We start from the raw sequence: 15173 nt of genomic DNA, 5'->3' as shown, positions 1-15173 counted from the left end.
TTGATTTTTGGCACGCTGTTGAGTTCTCAAGGAACGGACGCTTCCTTTGTACTCACCCTCTCGGGCTTTCCTCCGGGCTTTTCCCTTCGGTCTTGGGTTTCCGACTCTATCAGACCGTTTCCGGTTCCGATTTCCTCGGTGCTTTCCAGGTTTCCGCTTTCGCGTTTCCCTTTCCGGCGGTTCCGACTCTATCAGATCCTTTCGGGCCTGACTCCCAGTCAGAGGGGGTTGCCTTCGCGGCTGTTGGGCCGTTCCGACGAGCGAGACTTTAGCGGATTCCTGAGTCCCGAGCGAATCGGGGCGGTGCGTCCTTTCGAACGCGGATTCCTCATTTCGCAAATACGCATGCCAATACAACGCGACGACGGATCGTCGATTGTCTGTAGGTACTTGCGGAATGGCTGTCCGGGGACCGACCGGAGTCGGCGCTCACGTCGGACAACTCGGAGAACACTACGTAGCTGGTGGGGGCGTGTCAACTCCGCTCCGGAGAGCAGTGCGGAGGCGTACCCTGTGTGACGTGACTACCCATACGTGCACCCAGCAGTGGTGGGCCGCCTGACGGCGGCCGTACACACGTATGTACTCAACGGCCGCCGCCTCGGCGGCCGTTCGCGTTTCTCCCTCCTGAGGGTCGGCCGGCCGAGAGCGGCGGTCTCGACCAGGAGGTGGAGAGATGACACGGGTCTTCAGTGGGATCAAGCCGACCGGGCACCTGACGCTGGGGAACTACCTGGGCGCGATCCGGCGGTGGGTCGACGTGGATCAGCGGCAGAGCGACGCGCTGTTCTGCGTGGTCGATCTGCACGCGCTGACCGTGGACCACGATCCGGCACGGGTGCGCAGGCTCAGTAGGCAGGCGGCGACGCTGTTGCTGGCGGCGGGGCTGGATCCCAAGCTGTGCACCGTGTTCGTACAGAGTCATGTGGACGAGCACGCGCGGCTGTCGTACGTCATGGAGTGTGTGGCGACCGACGGTGAGATGCGGCGGATGATCCAGTACAAGGAGAAGGCCGCGCGCGAGCGGGAGCGGGGCGGGAGTGTGCGGCTGTCGTTGCTGACGTATCCCGTGCTGATGGCGGCGGACATCCTGGCGTACGGGACGGACGAGGTGCCGGTCGGGGACGACCAGACGCAGCATGTGGAGCTGGCGCGGGATCTGGCGGTGCGGTTCAACCAGCGGTACGGGCACACGTTCGTCGTGCCTCGGGCGACCCGGCCCGGGGTGGCGGCTCGGGTGATGAACCTTCAGGAGCCGACGTCGAAGATGGGGAAGTCGGACGACTCCGGGCCGGGGATCGTCTATCTGCTGGACGAGCCCGAGGCCGTACGGAAGAAGGTCATGCGGGCCGTGACCGACAGTGCGGCGGAGGTCGTCTACGACCGGGAGGCGCGGCCGGGGGTGGCCAATCTGCTGGAGATCCTGGCCGCTTGCGGAGGTGGGAACCCCGAGGACCTGAGCGGTGTGTACGAGTCGTACGGGACTCTGAAGAAGGACACGGCGGAGGCCGTGGTCGAGCTGCTCAGGCCCGTGCAGGAGAGGCACAAGGAGTTGTGCGTGGACCCCGCTTATGTGGAAGGGGTCTTGCGGGACGGGGCGGAGAAGGCGAGAGAGATGGCGAAGCCGATGGTCGACAGCGCGTATCGAGCCATCGGGCTTCTGCCTGCGTAGTCGCGTGAGCGGTTCACCGGTCGGCCGGTCGGACGGTCAGCCGGTCAGCTGTTTCCGGAGGCCAGTTCGCGGCTGCGGTCGCGGGCGGCCTCCAGGGCGGCGATGAGTGCGGCGCGTACGCCGTGGTTCTCGAGTTCGCGGATGGCGTTGATCGTCGTGCCGGCGGGCGAGGTGACGTTCTCGCGGAGCTTCACCGGGTGCTCGCCGCTGTCGCGGAGCATGACGGCGGCGCCGATCGCGGACTGGACGATGAGGTCGTGGGCCTTGTCGCGCGGCAGGCCGAGCAGGATGCCGGCGTCCGTCATGGCCTCGACCAGGTAGAAGAAGTAGGCCGGGCCGGAGCCGGAGAGGGCGGTGCAGGCGTCCTGCTGGGACTCGGGGACGCGGAGCGTCTTTCCTACGGCGCCGAAGATCTCGTCGGCGTGCGCGAGATGGGCCTCGGTGGCGTGGCTGCCGGCGGAGATGACGGACATGGCCTCGTCGACGAGGGCGGGGGTGTTCGTCATGACCCGGACGACGGGGGTGCCCGCGGCCAGGCGCTCCTCGAAGAAGGAGGTGGGGATGCCCGCCGCGCCGCTGATGATCAGGCGGTCGGCGGGGAGGTGCGGGGCGAGTTCGTCGAGGAGGGTGCCCATGTCCTGCGGCTTGACCGTGAGGATCAGGGTGTCGGCGGTCTTCGCGGCCTCCGGGTTGGTGACCGGGGTGACTCCGTGGCGGGTACGGAGTTCTTCGGCGCGCTCGGGGCGGCGGGCGGTGACCAGCAGGTCGGCCGGGGCCCAGCCCGCCCGGATCATTCCGCTGAGCAGGGCTTCACCGATCTTGCCGGTGCCGAGGACTGCGACTTTCTGGGTCATGGGTTCATCCTCGCACCGGCGGTGCGCCCTTGAGACGGCTGTCCGGCTGGCGGAACACCGTGGTGCCTATGCCGTACGCCTCCGCAGTGTGGCCGCGCCCAGGCACAGCACCAGCAGCGCGCAGCCGGCCACGATCAGTACGTCGCGGACGAAGGTGGCGGTCATGTCGGTGTGCTTGAGGACCTCGTTCATGCCGTCGACGGCGTACGACATGGGGAGGACGTCGGAGACGGCTTCCAGGGCGGGGTGCATCTCGGAGCGGGGAGTGAAGAGGCCGCAGAGGAGGAGCTGGGGGAAGATCACCGCCGGCATGAACTGGACGGCCTGGAATTCGGAGGCGGCGAAGGCCGAGACGAAGAGGCCGAGGGCGGTGCCGAGCAGGGCGTCGAGGAGAGCGACCAGAAGGAGGAGCCAGGGGCTGCCGGTGACGTCGAGGCCCAGGACCCAGACGGCGAGACCGGTGGCCAGGGCGGACTGGATGATCGCGAGGATGCCGAAGGCGAGGGCGTAGCCAGCGATCAGGTCGCCCTTGCCGAGGGGCATGGCGAGGAGGCGCTCCAGGGTGCCGGAGGTACGTTCGCGCAGGGTGGCGATGGACGTGACCAGGAACATCGTGATGAGGGGGAAGATGCCGAGGAGTGAGGCGCCGATGCTGTCGAAGGTGCGCGGGTTGCCGTCGAAGACGTAGCGCAGCAGGAAGAGCATCACGCACGGGATGAGGATCAGCAGCGCGATCGTGCGGGGGTCGTGGCGGAGCTGGCGCAGGACTCGGGCCGCGGTGGCGGTGGTGCGGGAGGCGCTGAGGGCGCGGGTGGGGGCGGGGGTCGTCGTAGCGGTCGGGGCCGCGGTCGCGGTCTGGGTCGTGGTCATCGGGACGTCTCCTTCTGGCGGGCTGTGGCTGCGGCCTCGTCGACCAGGTGCAGGAAGGCGGCTTCGACCGTGTCCGAGCCGGTGCCGGCGCGGAGGGCGTCCGGGGTGTCGTCGGCGAGGATCTCGCCCTCGCGCATCAGCAGGAGGCGGTGGCAGCGCTCGGCCTCGTCCATGACGTGGGAGGAGATGAGGAGCGTGGCGCCGCGGGAGGCGGCGATGTCGTGGAAGAGGGCCCAGAGGTCGCGGCGGAGAACGGGGTCGAGGCCGACGGTGGGTTCGTCCAGGACGAGGAGTTCCGGGGTGCCGAGGAGCGCCACGGCCAGGGAGACGCGGCTGCGTTGGCCGCCGGAGAGGTTGCCGGCGAGGGAGTCGGCGTGGGTGGTGAGGTCGACGTCGGTGATGACGCGGGTGACGTCGTCGTGGCGGCGGGTGGCCGCGGCGCGGCCGGGGTCGAGGATCGCGGCGAAGTAGTCGAGGTTCTGCCGGACCGTCAAGTCGTCGTAGACGGAGGGGGCTTGGGTGACGTAGCCGATGCGGGTGCGGAGGGTGGGGTGGCCCGCGGGGTGGCCGAGGACGTTCAAGGTGCCGGTGACTTTGGCCTGGGTACCGACGATCGAGCGCATCAGGGTCGATTTGCCGCAGCCGGAGGGTCCGAGCAGGCCGGTGATCTGGCCGCGCGGGACGGTGAAGTCGAGGGCGCGCAGGACGGTGCGGGGGCCGCGGAGGACGGTGAGGGCTTCGGCTCGGACGGCGGGTTCGGGGTCTGGGTGGGGGGAGGTGGTGGCGGTGGCATGTGCGGTGCTGGGTGGGGTGCCGGGTGTCGTGTCGGGGGAGCCCGTTGGGCCCGGGAGGTAATTCATCATGTGATGAATAATGCTCTCAGCGGGTGGGGGCGTCAAGCAGGGTGAGGGGGACGCGGGCGCGTGGGGTGCGAACGGAAGGGGGCGGTCGGAAGCGGGGGCGGTCGAAAGGGGGGCCGGTGTGGGGGCTTCCGTGTGTGCGGGGTGGTGGCGCGGAAGGGGGCGGGGTCAACTGGCGTCGCTGATAACGGACTTCAGTTCGCCGCGCCCCCGGGGCACTGGTGACCGTGGTGGCCGTGGTGGCCGTGGTGGCACCGTCCACTGATTCGCCGGCCCGGCCACGACACCGGCCCGGCGGCGGGTCAGGGGGTCATGGCGTGCGGGCGACGACGAGTTCCACGACGTAGGTCTCCTCCACTGTTCCGTCGGGGAACGTGGTGAGCAGGTGGGCGCGCTCCTCGTTGAGGAAGGCGGTCGCGCTGGCCTCGTCGTGGACCAGGAAGGCCGAGTGGCTGCCGATGTTGGCGAGGTGGGTGTCGATCGGGACGCGGCGGCTCCAGCGGACCTTGCGGTGGGCGAAGTCGAGTCGGCCGGTGGGGTCGGCGAGGGCGGAGCGCAGGCCGCTGCCGTTCTGCTCGACGACGCGGTCGATGCCGAAGTGGAGCCTGATGCGTTCCGACTGGTCCGCGATCCAGGGGACGTCGAGGGCCCCGGTGTTCCACCACAGGGCGAGTGCGCCGCCGGGGCGCAGGACGCGGAGCGCTTCCGGGACCGATCGGGCGGGGTCGGTCCAGTGCCAGGCCTGGGCGTAGGTGAGGAAGTCGACGGAGTGGGTGGTGAGGGGGAGGGCGTTGCCGTTGCCCCGGACGATCGGGATGTCGGGGAGGGTGCGGCGGAACTGGGCCGCCATGCCCTCGCCGGGTTCGACCGCGACCACTTCGGCGCCTCGGGCGTGCAGCAGGGCTGTCGCGATGCCGGTGCCCGCGCCGACGTCCGCGACTCGGGCGCCGGTGAGGGGGCGGTCCGCGAGTTCCTCGATGGCGTCGAAGAGGGCGGGTGGGTAGGAGGGGCGGTTCTGGGCGTACTGGGCTGCGGCGGCGTTGAAGGAGTGGGCTCGGGCGGCCGGTGAGGGGGGATTCGGGGAAGTGGTCATACGGCCATGGTTGCCGGGGTGGGTGCAGGGTGCAGGTGGTTTTTGGTGAGGGATGGGGGTGGGGTGGGGCGCGGGTGCCGTTGGGTGGGGCGGTGAGGGGCAGTGAGAGAGGTGTGGGGTTCGGCGGAGTTGCTCGGGTGCGTGAGCCGTGGGTACCGGGGCGGTCGCACTGGGCCGGGTTCGCCTGGCTGACGTCGAGCGGGGGCACCCGTGCGTCGTAGGACATGGGTGTTCGGTGTCGCGGGGTCCGGGTGGCCGGACGTCGCTCAGCTTCGGGAGGGTGCTGCCGATCGCCGGGGGTGAGGCGCCGTGGCGTGTGATCGGTCCTCGCGGGTTCGAAGCTGCTGCCGATCGCCGGGGTTGTGTGGCGTGGCGTGGCCTGGCGGGGGTTCGGCTCTCGTGGGTTCGGTGAGGGGTGCGCCCGGCGGGTCGTAGCCCTCGGCCGAATGCTGTCGGCCCTTGGGTCAGGGGCGGCGCTTCTTCGACGGGTTGCGGGTGCGGCGGGACGTGCGCTTTTCGTGTTGGGCCACTGCCGTTTCGTACTCCTGGCGGTGGAGTTTTTCGCCGGGGGCCTCGGTGAGGGAGCGGAAGAAGTACGCGAGGAGGGAGCCGACGAAGCCGATGGCCAGGAGGCCGCGGAGGGAGGCCTGGCGGTCGGGGTCGGGGCGCTTCTTGAAGGTTTCCCAGGTGTGGCCGAAGGCGAGGGCGCTACAGATCGCGAACATCACGATGATGAGGAGGGTGACGAAGCTGCCGACGTTCGCGATCTGGATGCCCTGGTACGCGAAGCGGAGGACCAGGCAGGCGGCGGCCGCGGCGGCGAGGGAGCCGACGGCCGTTCCGATGCGGCGCGCGGTGTAGCCGTTGTCGTGGTTCACCCAGGTGGTGCCGTAGAAGCGGAGGGGCTCGGGGCGGGGGCCCGTGCCTTCGCCTGGGGAGCCCGCGGGGGTGTCCTGGGTGCCGGTCGTCTCGTCGTTCACGGGACGATTATGGCTCCGGGGGTGGGGGCGGGCTCCCGTTGGGTGCTCAGGCGCAGCGCGGACGGATGTAGCCGTCGCTGCCTGTGTTCACGTAGGCGTCCGAGATGTACTCGCCGGTGTCGATGTTGTCCCAGATGCTCGACGTGCCGTAGTAGCCGGTGACGGTCGTGCCCGGTGCCTGGCAGTAGATGGGGACCTTGGAGCCGGCGGCCAGGACGCGGACGATGGCGTAGCCGGTGCCGGGGCCGCTGCGGACGTTGATGCTGGTGCCGGGTGCGGTCGAGTAGTACGTGACCGCCGCGGCCGCGTTGGCCTGAGCCGGTGAGCCCATCACCATGAGCAGAGCTCCGGCCGCGCCGGCGAGTAAGACGGATCTACGTCTGCGGGATGACATGCGTGTCCTTCGGGTCGGAGACGTGGGATCAGGAGCAGCGGGAGGTCACGTAGCCGTCGCTGCCGGTTTGCACATAGGCGTCCGAGACGTACTCGCCGCTGCTGATGTTGTCCCAGATGTTCGACGTGCCGTAGGTGCCGGTGACGGTCGTGCCCGGCGTCTGGCAGTAGATCGGGACGCTCGACCCCCCGGGCAGCGAGCCGACGATGCTGTAGTTCGTCCCCGGGCCGCTGCGGACGTTGAGGCGGACGTCGGCGGTCGTGTAGTAGTGCACAGCGGCTGCCGTCGCGATGGCCTCGGTCTCGCTGCTCTGCGTCTCCTGGACACGGTCAACAGACATGAAAATCCTCCCCCGTTGCACCCCATGACTGCCATGGGGTCCCGTTGATTCCCCTAAATCACGCCATGAAACACATGTACGCAACTCGCACGCGGAGGCTAGCAAGCCTCCTCTGTCCCGTGCGGGTCATCGACTAGGCTCCGTGCGTCGCGCGCGCGAACGAACAGCACGGGGGTGGTTCCATGGCGCCACAGCGCAACACCGGAGCGGGCGCGGAAGCGGAACTTCCCGAGTACGCCGGTCACTACCGCCTGGAGTCCTGCCTGGGCTCTGGCGGTATGGGCGTGGTGCATCTGGCGCAGAGCACCTCGGGGATGAAGCTCGCCGTGAAGGTCGTCCACGCGGAGTACGCCCAAGACCCTGAGTTCAGGGGACGGTTCCGGCAGGAGGTGGCTGCCGCGCGGCGGGTGAGCGGGGCCTTCACCGCGCCGGTGGTCGATGCCGATCCCGAGGCACAACGGCCTTGGATGGCGACGCTGTTCATCCCCGGCTCCACCCTGTCCGAGCATGTGAAGCGGAACGGGCCCATGGCACCGGCCCAGTTGCGCCAGCTGATGGCCGGGCTCGCCGAGGCGCTCCGCGACATCCATCGGGTCGGCGTCGTACACAGAGATCTCAAGCCGAGCAATGTGCTGCTCGCCGAGGACGGGCCGAAGGTCATCGACTTCGGCATTTCCCGGCCAAAGGACAGCGAACTGCGCACCGAGACCGGCAAGTTGATCGGGACACCGCCGTTCATGGCGCCCGAACAGTTCCGGCGGCCGAGGGAGGTCGGGCCCGCCGCGGACATCTTCGCCCTCGGGTCGGTGATGGTGCACGCCGCGACCGGGCGGGGGCCGTTCGACTCGGACAGTCCGTACGTCGTGGCGTACCAAGTCGTGCACGACGAGCCCGACTTGACCGGGGTGCCGGACAACCTGGCCCCCCTCGTGCTGCGTTGCCTCGCCAAGGAACCCGAAGACCGGCCCACGCCGGACGAGTTGATGCGGGAACTGCGGTCCGTGGCGGCCTCCTACGACACGCAGGCGTTCATACCGGAACAGCGGACGGGTGGTTCACCGGCCCCGCAGCCCGACGCGGTGGAGGTGCCCGAACGCAGGCCCCGGCGGCGCCGGTTGACGATCCTCTCGGCCGTTGCCGCGGTGCTGGTCGCCTGCGGTGTCCTCGCGTCGGTTCAGCTGGCCGGAGAAGCGGACTCCTCCCCGAAGAGCACCCGCGCGAAGACCTACCCGGCCCTGTTCAAGCCCTGGACCGTGAAGCCTGCGGCCAAGGCCGGGGGTGTGCCCCAATGCTCTTACGGTGCGGACGAGTTGCTGTGTGCGCAGCCGGGCGTCGTCTACGCTCTCGCACCGACCGACGGCACCCTGCTGTGGCGGCATTCCGTCGCCGAGCAGAGACCCGACGGCGCACCGGTCGTCGCCGGTGGGCTCGTGCATCCGAGCATCGGCGCGGGCCGGCGTCTCGAAGCGCTCGATCCGTCCTCGGGCGCGAGGGTCTGGCAGCGGGACGTGCCCGGGAGCGAGTCCGTGCGCTACGTCGGCGGCATGGTCCTGCTCACTCACGCGGACGGCACGGTCACAGGCATGGACGCCGCGTCGGGCAAGACGAAGTGGAGTCGGCCGCTTCCCGGCGTCTCCTCCTTCGTGTCGCTCGCCGGGAGTCCGCTTGCCTACGCGACGAGGGTGTCCGACGACGGGTCGACCACGCAGGCCACCGCGATCGACCCGGACACGGGTGACGTGCGGTGGAAGGCGCGGTTGCAGGGGATGCTGGAGCCGGTCGGCGTCCACGGCGGATCGGTGTTCTTCCTGTCCACCGACTGGGGCACCGGCAACACGACAGCCATCCTCCGCTACGCCCCCGGGACCAAGACGTCGAACCGGGTGGCGCTGCCCGTCCCGCGTCAGGACGCGGTGGCCACCGTGCGCGGGAACGTCGTGTACGTGCTCGCCACCGGCGGTTCGCTGGAAGCCATCGACGCGGACACCCACAAGCGGTCGTGGCATCTCGAGACGTCGGTGAGCCGCGGTTCCGTGCCGGTCGCCGACGGACGGCACGTGTACGTCACCGCCCCGGACGGACGCCTCCTCGCGGTCGACGCCGGCACCGGGCGACTCGTCGGGCAGACGGCCGCCCGGCTCGGCGCGGACTCCGGGCAGGTGGTCGCCACGCTGCCCGAACCCGTCCTGGCCAACACCCACGTCTACGCCGCCGCCCCCGACGGCACCGTCTTCGCCGTCGACTCCCGTACTCCGGGGGCCTGGTAGCAGTCGTAGGGCAGGCAAGGCGAAGGGCCGTCCTCGTGGAGGGGACGGCCCTTCGCCTTGATGAGCCTTAAGGACGTCAGCCCAGTTTGCTGACGTCTCGGACCGCGCCGCGGTCCGCGCTGGTGGCCATCGCCGCGTAGGCCCGCAGGGCCGCGGACACCTTGCGCTCGCGGTGCTTCGGGGCGTAGCGGCCGTCCAGGGCGGCTTCGCGGCGGGCCAGCTCCGCGTCGTCGACGAGGAGTTCGATCGAGCGGTTCGGGATGTCGATGCGGATGCGGTCGCCGTTCTCGACGAGGGCGATCGTGCCGCCGGAGGCCGCCTCGGGGGACGCGTGGCCGATGGAGAGGCCCGAAGTGCCGCCGGAGAAGCGGCCGTCGGTGATGAGGGCGCAGGTCTTGCCGAGGCCGCGGCCCTTGAGGAAGGACGTCGGGTAGAGCATCTCCTGCATGCCGGGGCCGCCCTTGGGGCCCTCGTAGCGGATGACGACGACATCGCCGTGCGTCACCTGCTTGTTGAGGATCTTCTCGACCGCTTCTTCCTGCGACTCGCAGACGACCGCCGGGCCCTCGAAGGTCCAGATGGACTCGTCGACGCCGGCCGTCTTCACGACGCAGCCGTCGACGGCGAGGTTGCCCTTGAGGACCGCGAGGCCGCCGTCCTTGGAGTACGCGTGCTCGGCGGAGCGGATGCAGCCCTCGACCGCGTCCTCGTCCAGCGCCTCCCAGCGTTCCGACTGGGAGAAGGCCTCGGCCGAGCGGACACAGCCGGGTGCCGCGTGCCACAGTTCCACGGCTTCCGGGGACGGGGAGCCGCCGCGCACGTCCCACGTCTTCAGCCAGTCCGCCAGGGACGGGCTGTGGACGGAGTGGACGTCCTCGTTCAGCAGGCCCGCGCGGTGCAACTCGCCCAGCAGGGCCGGGATTCCGCCCGCGCGGTGGACGTCCTCCATGTAGTACGTGCGGTTCTTCGCGACGTTCGGGGCGACCTTCGCGAGGCACGGGACGCGGCGCGAGACGGCGTTGATCTCGTCGAGGCCGAAGGGGACCTCCGCCTCCTGGGCCGCGGCGAGGAGGTGCAGGATCGTGTTGGTGGAGCCGCCCATCGCGATGTCGAGGGCCATCGCGTTCTCGAAGGCCGCGAAGGTGGCGACGTTGCGCGGCAGGACCGTCTCGTCGTCCTGCTCGTAGTAGCGGCGGGTGATGTCCATGATCGTGCGGGCCGCGTCCTGGTACAGGCCCTTGCGGGCCGTGTGGGTCGCGAGGACCGAGCCGTTGCCGGGGAGGGAGAGGCCGATCGCCTCCGTCAGGCAGTTCATCGAGTTGGCGGTGAACATGCCGGAACAGGAGCCGCAGGTCGGACAGGCGTTCTCCTCGATACGGAGGATGTCCTCGTCCGAGATCTTGTCGTTCACCGCGTCCGAGATCGCGTCGACGAGGTCCAGGGTGCGGACCGTTCCGTCGACGAGCGTGGCACGGCCGGACTCCATCGGGCCGCCGGAGACGAAGACCGTCGGGATGTTCAGCCGCAGGGCGGCGTTCAGCATGCCCGGGGTGATCTTGTCGCAGTTGGAGATGCAGATCAGGGCGTCGGCGCAGTGCGCCTCGACCATGTACTCGACCGAGTCGGCGATCAGGTCGCGTGAGGGCAGGCTGTAGAGCATGCCGCCGTGGCCCATCGCGATGCCGTCGTCCACCGCGATGGTGTTGAACTCGCGCGGGATGCCGCCGGCGGCGGTGATCGCCTCGCTGACGATCCGGCCGACGGGCTGTAGGTGGGTGTGGCCGGGCACGAACTCCGTGAAGCTGTTCGCCACCGCGATGATCGGCTTCCGGCCGATGTCCGCACCGGGTACACCGGAGGCGCGCATAAGGGCGCGTGCGCCCGCCATGTTGCGGCCGTGGGTGACTGTGCGGGACCTCAGCTCGGGCATCGTCGCTCGCTCCTTCAGGCAGATAGGGCTGCTATTGAGCGTACGCCGGTCATCCAGGGGGCGGACACGGTGTCCGTATCGCGGGATGCCTGTCTCGCGGAGAGGGCCGTCTCAGGGTCCCCCGAGGACAGCCTCGCCATCCCGCCGGGGTGGCCTCACGGCCCCGTCAAATGCCCCTGCACCACCGGCGCCACCCGCGCGATGATCAGCTCCACGTCCACCGACGCCAGCGGTTCCACCTTGATCACGTACCGCAGCATCGCCGTACCCACCAGCTGCGCGGCCGCCAGTTCGGCGCGCAGCTCCGCGTCCGGGAGGTCCAGCTGGGCGGCGACCCGGCCCAGCACCTGGGAGACCACGAGCCGGCGGAAGACGGCCGCGGCGGCCTCGTTGTTGACGGCGGAGCGGACGACCGCGAGCAGGGGCTTACGGGTGGCCGGGTTCTCCCAGACGCCGAAGATGAAGCGGGTCAACCGCTCGCCGACACCGTCCAGCGGGCCCTCGGCGACCGCCTCCGGCGCGTTCGTCGCCGGGGCGAAGGCGACCGCGATCGACGCCTCGAAAACCTGCTCCTTCGTACCGAAGTAGTGGTGCACGAGCGCCGGATCGACCCCGGCCGCCTTCGCGATACCGCGCACCGAGGTCTTCTCGTAGCCCCGCTCGGAGAACTCCTCGCGGGCCGCGGTCAGGATGCGGTCGCGGGTGTCGGCGGACTCCGTACGAGGGGGCCGGCCCCGGCGCCTGGCGGTGGCGTCGGTCACCGCCGGGGCACCTTCACGGCCGAGGCCAGATGCAGCCGCGTGAAGGCGAGCGCCTCCGCGAGGTCGGCCTCGCGTTCGGCGCTGGACATCGCGCGCCGGGTGTTGACCTCGATGACGACGTGGCCGTCGAAGCCGGTCGTCGCGAGCCGCTCCAGCAGCTCGGCGCAGGGCTGGGTGCCGCGGCCGGGGACGAGATGCTCGTCCTTGTTGGAGCCGTTGCCGTCGGCGAGATGGACATGGCCGAGCCGGTCGCCCATGCGCCCGATCATCTCGGTCGCGTCGGTGCGGGCGGTCGCGGTGTGGCTGAGGTCGATCGTGAAGTGCCGGTAGTCCTCGTTCGTCACGTCCCAGTCGGGGGCGTAGGCGAGCATCTCGCGGTCGCGGTAGCGCCACGGGTACATGTTCTCCACGGCGAACCGCACATCCGTCTCGTCCGCCATCCGCCAGATCCCGCTGACGAAATCGCGCGCGTACTGGCGCTGCCAGCGGAACGGCGGATGCACCACGACCGTGCTCGCGCCGAGCTTCTCCGCGGCCACCTGGGCGCGCTGGAGCTTGATCCACGGGTCGGTGGACCACACCCGCTGCGTGATGAGCAGGCAGGGCGCGTGCACGGCGAGGATCGGGACCTGGTGGTAGTCGCTGAGTCTGCGCAGCGCCTCGATGTCCTGGCTGACCGGGTCGGTCCACACCATGACCTCGACGCCGTCGTAGCCGAGGCGTGCGGCGATCTCGAAGGCCGTCGCCGTCGACTCCGGATACACGGACGCCGTGGACAGCGCGACCTTCGCATCCGGGATGCGCACGACTGGTTCTGCCACGGGGGACAGACTACGGGGCGGTGCTTTGCGCGGGGGAGCCGGTCGCTGTGCGCGCGCTGTGCGGGAGACGGCAACCGGCCAAGTCCGGCGAGCGGCCGCTTTGTGGCGATCCTTCATGCGGGTCTGATACGTCACGTACCGGGCCGGCGTTCAGTACGCGCGCATGGGCCCAGCGTCCGGCGCTCAGTACGCGCGCGTGGCCTACGGTCCGGCGTTCAGTACGGCGGGGCGGGGCGGGCGTTCCGTGCGGGCACGCGTGCGTACGGGACGGACAACAGGCACGCGTGCGTACGGGACGGACAACAGGCACGCGTGCGTACGGGACGGACAACAGGCACGCGTGCGTACGTCACGAAAAGCGGGCACACGCGTGTACGTCACGAACGGCACCTCACGCGCGCCCCGCAGCCGTGCTCCCCCGCCCCGATGCCCCCTGTGTCCCCATGCCCCTACGCCCCTACGCCGACTGCATCTGATCAAGCCGCCGCAGGATCACGCCCTCGCGCAGCGCCCAGGGACAGACCTCCAGCGTCTCGACGCCGAACAGGTCCATCGCCCCCTCGGCCACCATCGCGCCCGCGATGAGCTGTTCGGCGCGGCCCTCGGAGACGCCGGGGAGGAGGGCGCGCTGGGCGGTGGTCATGCCGGCCAGGCGCGGGACCCACGACTCCAGGGAGCCGCGCTTCAGCTCGCGCTGGACGTAGAGGCCGTCGGCGGAGCGGGCGGCGCCGGCCAGGCGGGCGAGCTGCTTGAAGGTCTTCGACGTGGCGACGACGTGGTCGGGGGCGCCGAAACGGCTGAACTCCCCCACCGTGCGGGCGATCTGGGCGCGCACATGGCGGCGCAGGGCCCTTATCGCGTCCGGTTCCGGCGGGTCGCCGGGGAGCCAGGCGGCGGTGAGGCGGCCCGCGCCCAGGGGCAGGGAGGCTGCCGCGTCGGGTTCCTCGTCGATGCCGTAGGCGATCTCCAGGGAGCCGCCGCCGATGTCGAGGACGAGGAGCTTGCCGGCGGACCAGCCGAACCAGCGGCGGGCGGCGAGGAAGGTGAGACGGGCCTCCTCGGCGCCGGTGAGGACCTGGAGTTCGACGCCGGTCTCGGTCTGCACGCGCGCGAGGACGTCGTCGGCGTTGCTGGCCTCGCGGACGGCGGAGGTGGCGAACGGGAGGAGTTCCTCGACGCCCTTGTCCTCGGCGGCCTGCAACGCCTCCTGGACGACGCCGGCGAGTTTGTCGACCCCTTCGGGGCCGATCGCGCCGTCCTCGTCGAGGAGTTGGGCAAGGCGCAGTTCCACCTTGTGCGAGTGCGCGGGCAGCGGGCGCGCACCCGGGTGTGCGTCCACCACCAGCAGATGCACCGTGTTCGATCCCACGTCGAGGACACCGAGTCTCATGTACGGAACGCTACTGCCACCTGCACCTATCTCGGCCCCCGGAGCGGTGTCTGGGGTCGTCCCGGGCGACTTACCCTGGACCCGTGCCAAAGACGAAAAAGGCGAAGACCGACAAGGCGGCCAAATCACCCGGCGACTTTTCGCCGGTGACGTCGGCCAAGCCCCCGAAGCTGTCGAAGAAGGCCCTGAAAGCGGACGAGAAGGGGCTCGACTTCGCGCGCGCATGGGTGGAGTTCCCCGATCCGGCGGACGAGGAACAGCTGTTCCGCTGCGATCTGACATGGCTGACCTCTCGCTGGAACTGCATCTTCGGAAGCGGCTGCCAGGGCATCCAGGCGGGCCGCGCGGACGACGGGTGCTGCACCCTGGGCGCGCACTTCTCCGACAAGGACGACGAGAAACGGGTCGCCGGGCATGTGGCGAGGCTCACGCCCGACATCTGGCAGCACCACGACGAGGGCGTGGAGAACGGCTGGATCTCCGAGGACGAGGACGGCGACCGCCAGACACGCCCCTTCCAGGGCTCGTGCATCTTCCAGAACCGCCCCGGTTTCGCCGGCGGCGCGGGCTGCTCGCTGCACATCCTGGCCCTCAAGGAGGGCCGTGAGCCGCTGGAGACCAAGCCGGACGTCTGCTGGCAGCTGCCGGTGCGGCGGACCTACGAGTGGATCGACCGGCCGGACGACACGCGCATCCTCCAGGTGTCGATCGGCGAGTACGACCGCAGGGGGTGGGGTCCCGGCGGCCATGACTTGCACTGGTGGTGCACGTCGGCGACCTCGGCGCACGGCGCGGGCGACCCGGTCTACGTGTCCTACGGCCCGGAGCTGACCGAGCTGATGGGCAAGGCGGGCTACCACCGGCTGGTCGAGCTGTGCGAGGAGCGCCTGGCGTCCCAGCTCCCGCTGCTGGCACCGCACCCGGCGGACCCGGTCCACTAG

General features: G+C 70.1%; 14 protein-coding genes. 3 read left to right on the top strand and 11 right to left on the bottom strand.

The features are described 5' to 3' along the window. Window positions 1-676 precede the first annotated feature (676 nt). Window positions 677-1672 (top strand): tryptophan--tRNA ligase, encoded by a 996-nt coding sequence (gene trpS / locus ACIRB1_RS32985; protein ID WP_403467948.1) that lies wholly within the window; start codon window positions 677-679, stop codon window positions 1670-1672. Between the two features lie 44 nt (window positions 1673-1716). Here the strand turns inward: trpS and proC are convergent, their stop codons facing one another. The 7 genes from proC to ACIRB1_RS32950 form a co-directional block, all read right to left on the bottom strand. Then, complete coding sequence (gene proC / locus ACIRB1_RS32980; protein ID WP_352184079.1) at window positions 1717-2526, bottom strand: pyrroline-5-carboxylate reductase; 810 nt, start codon at window positions 2524-2526, stop codon at window positions 1717-1719. 66 nt (window positions 2527-2592) lie between these two features. Then, the gene (locus tag ACIRB1_RS32975) at window positions 2593-3396 is read right to left on the bottom strand and encodes an ABC transporter permease (RefSeq protein ID WP_352184078.1); all 804 of its coding nucleotides are present in this window, start codon (window positions 3394-3396) and stop codon (window positions 2593-2595) included. Beyond that, window positions 3393-4259 carry an ABC transporter ATP-binding protein gene (locus ACIRB1_RS32970; RefSeq protein WP_403467947.1) on the bottom strand — a complete coding sequence of 289 codons (867 nt, stop codon included), beginning with the start codon at window positions 4257-4259 and terminating at the stop codon, window positions 3393-3395. Before ACIRB1_RS32970 ends, ACIRB1_RS32975 begins: the two co-directional genes overlap by 4 nt. 307 nt (window positions 4260-4566) lie before the next feature. Beyond that, window positions 4567-5349 carry a class I SAM-dependent methyltransferase gene (locus tag ACIRB1_RS32965; RefSeq protein ID WP_352184076.1) on the bottom strand — a complete coding sequence of 261 codons (783 nt, stop codon included), beginning with the start codon at window positions 5347-5349 and terminating at the stop codon, window positions 4567-4569. A 464-nt stretch (window positions 5350-5813) separates the two neighbouring features. Further along, window positions 5814-6329, bottom strand: coding sequence for an EamA/RhaT family transporter (locus tag ACIRB1_RS32960; protein WP_403467946.1), 516 nt, complete (start codon window positions 6327-6329; stop codon window positions 5814-5816). 46 nt (window positions 6330-6375) lie between these two features. Continuing rightward, window positions 6376-6723 (bottom strand): hypothetical protein, encoded by a 348-nt coding sequence (locus ACIRB1_RS32955; protein WP_403467945.1) that lies wholly within the window; start codon window positions 6721-6723, stop codon window positions 6376-6378. A 28-nt stretch (window positions 6724-6751) separates the two neighbouring features. Then, window positions 6752-7063, bottom strand: a complete 312-nt coding sequence (locus ACIRB1_RS32950) for an SH3 domain-containing protein (protein ID WP_403467944.1) — start codon at window positions 7061-7063, stop codon at window positions 6752-6754. Window positions 7064-7245: 182 nt separating this feature from the next. Here ACIRB1_RS32950 and ACIRB1_RS32945 point away from each other — a divergent pair, with 182 nt between their 5' ends. Further along, entirely contained in the window at window positions 7246-9330 is a 2085-nt protein-coding gene (locus ACIRB1_RS32945) for a serine/threonine-protein kinase (protein WP_403467943.1), read from the top strand. A gap of 76 nt (window positions 9331-9406) precedes the next feature. On the opposite strand, the gene ilvD is transcribed toward ACIRB1_RS32945, so the two are convergent. From ilvD to ACIRB1_RS32925, 4 genes are all read right to left on the bottom strand, one after another. Beyond that, window positions 9407-11260 carry a dihydroxy-acid dehydratase gene (gene ilvD / locus ACIRB1_RS32940; RefSeq protein WP_352184071.1) on the bottom strand — a complete coding sequence of 618 codons (1854 nt, stop codon included), beginning with the start codon at window positions 11258-11260 and terminating at the stop codon, window positions 9407-9409. A 155-nt stretch (window positions 11261-11415) separates the two neighbouring features. Then, window positions 11416-12021 (bottom strand): TetR family transcriptional regulator, encoded by a 606-nt coding sequence (locus ACIRB1_RS32935; protein WP_352184070.1) that lies wholly within the window; start codon window positions 12019-12021, stop codon window positions 11416-11418. Then, the gene (locus tag ACIRB1_RS32930) at window positions 12018-12842 is read right to left on the bottom strand and encodes a sugar phosphate isomerase/epimerase (RefSeq protein WP_352184069.1); all 825 of its coding nucleotides are present in this window, start codon (window positions 12840-12842) and stop codon (window positions 12018-12020) included. The genes ACIRB1_RS32935 and ACIRB1_RS32930 overlap by 4 nt, the downstream gene beginning before the upstream one ends. A gap of 457 nt (window positions 12843-13299) precedes the next feature. Beyond that, entirely contained in the window at window positions 13300-14232 is a 933-nt protein-coding gene (locus ACIRB1_RS32925) for a Ppx/GppA family phosphatase (protein WP_403467942.1), read from the bottom strand. 83 nt (window positions 14233-14315) lie between these two features. Here ACIRB1_RS32925 and ACIRB1_RS32920 point away from each other — a divergent pair, with 83 nt between their 5' ends. Next, on the top strand, window positions 14316-15173 hold the full coding sequence (locus tag ACIRB1_RS32920; RefSeq protein WP_403467941.1) for a hypothetical protein: 858 nt from the start codon (window positions 14316-14318) through the stop codon (window positions 15171-15173).

The sequence above is a fragment of the Streptomyces sp. NPDC096013 genome (genome assembly GCF_044763565.1).
Lineage (GTDB): Bacteria > Actinomycetota > Actinomycetes > Streptomycetales > Streptomycetaceae > Streptomyces.
Note: the sequence above shows the minus strand (reverse complement) of the source record. Positions and strands in the feature narration are given on the sequence as shown.

Bases quoted from the DNA above. Each gene is read 5' to 3' on its own strand.
- ACIRB1_RS32975 (WP_352184078.1), bottom strand. From the start codon at position 3,396: ATGACCACGACCCAGACCGCGACCGCGGCCCCGACCGCTACGACGACC.
- ACIRB1_RS32950 (WP_403467944.1), bottom strand. From the start codon at position 7,063: ATGTCTGTTGACCGTGTCCAGGAGACGCAGAGCAGCGAGACCGAGGCC.
- ACIRB1_RS32965 (WP_352184076.1), bottom strand. From the start codon at position 5,349: ATGACCACTTCCCCGAATCCCCCCTCACCGGCCGCCCGAGCCCACTCC.
- proC (WP_352184079.1), bottom strand. From the start codon at position 2,526: ATGACCCAGAAAGTCGCAGTCCTCGGCACCGGCAAGATCGGTGAAGCC.
- ilvD (WP_352184071.1), bottom strand. From the start codon at position 11,260: ATGCCCGAGCTGAGGTCCCGCACAGTCACCCACGGCCGCAACATGGCG.
- ACIRB1_RS32970 (WP_403467947.1), bottom strand. From the start codon at position 4,259: ATGATGAATTACCTCCCGGGCCCAACGGGCTCCCCCGACACGACACCC.
- trpS (WP_403467948.1), top strand. From the start codon at position 677: ATGACACGGGTCTTCAGTGGGATCAAGCCGACCGGGCACCTGACGCTG.
- ACIRB1_RS32945 (WP_403467943.1), top strand. From the start codon at position 7,246: ATGGCGCCACAGCGCAACACCGGAGCGGGCGCGGAAGCGGAACTTCCC.
- ACIRB1_RS32955 (WP_403467945.1), bottom strand. From the start codon at position 6,723: ATGTCATCCCGCAGACGTAGATCCGTCTTACTCGCCGGCGCGGCCGGA.
- ACIRB1_RS32925 (WP_403467942.1), bottom strand. From the start codon at position 14,232: ATGAGACTCGGTGTCCTCGACGTGGGATCGAACACGGTGCATCTGCTG.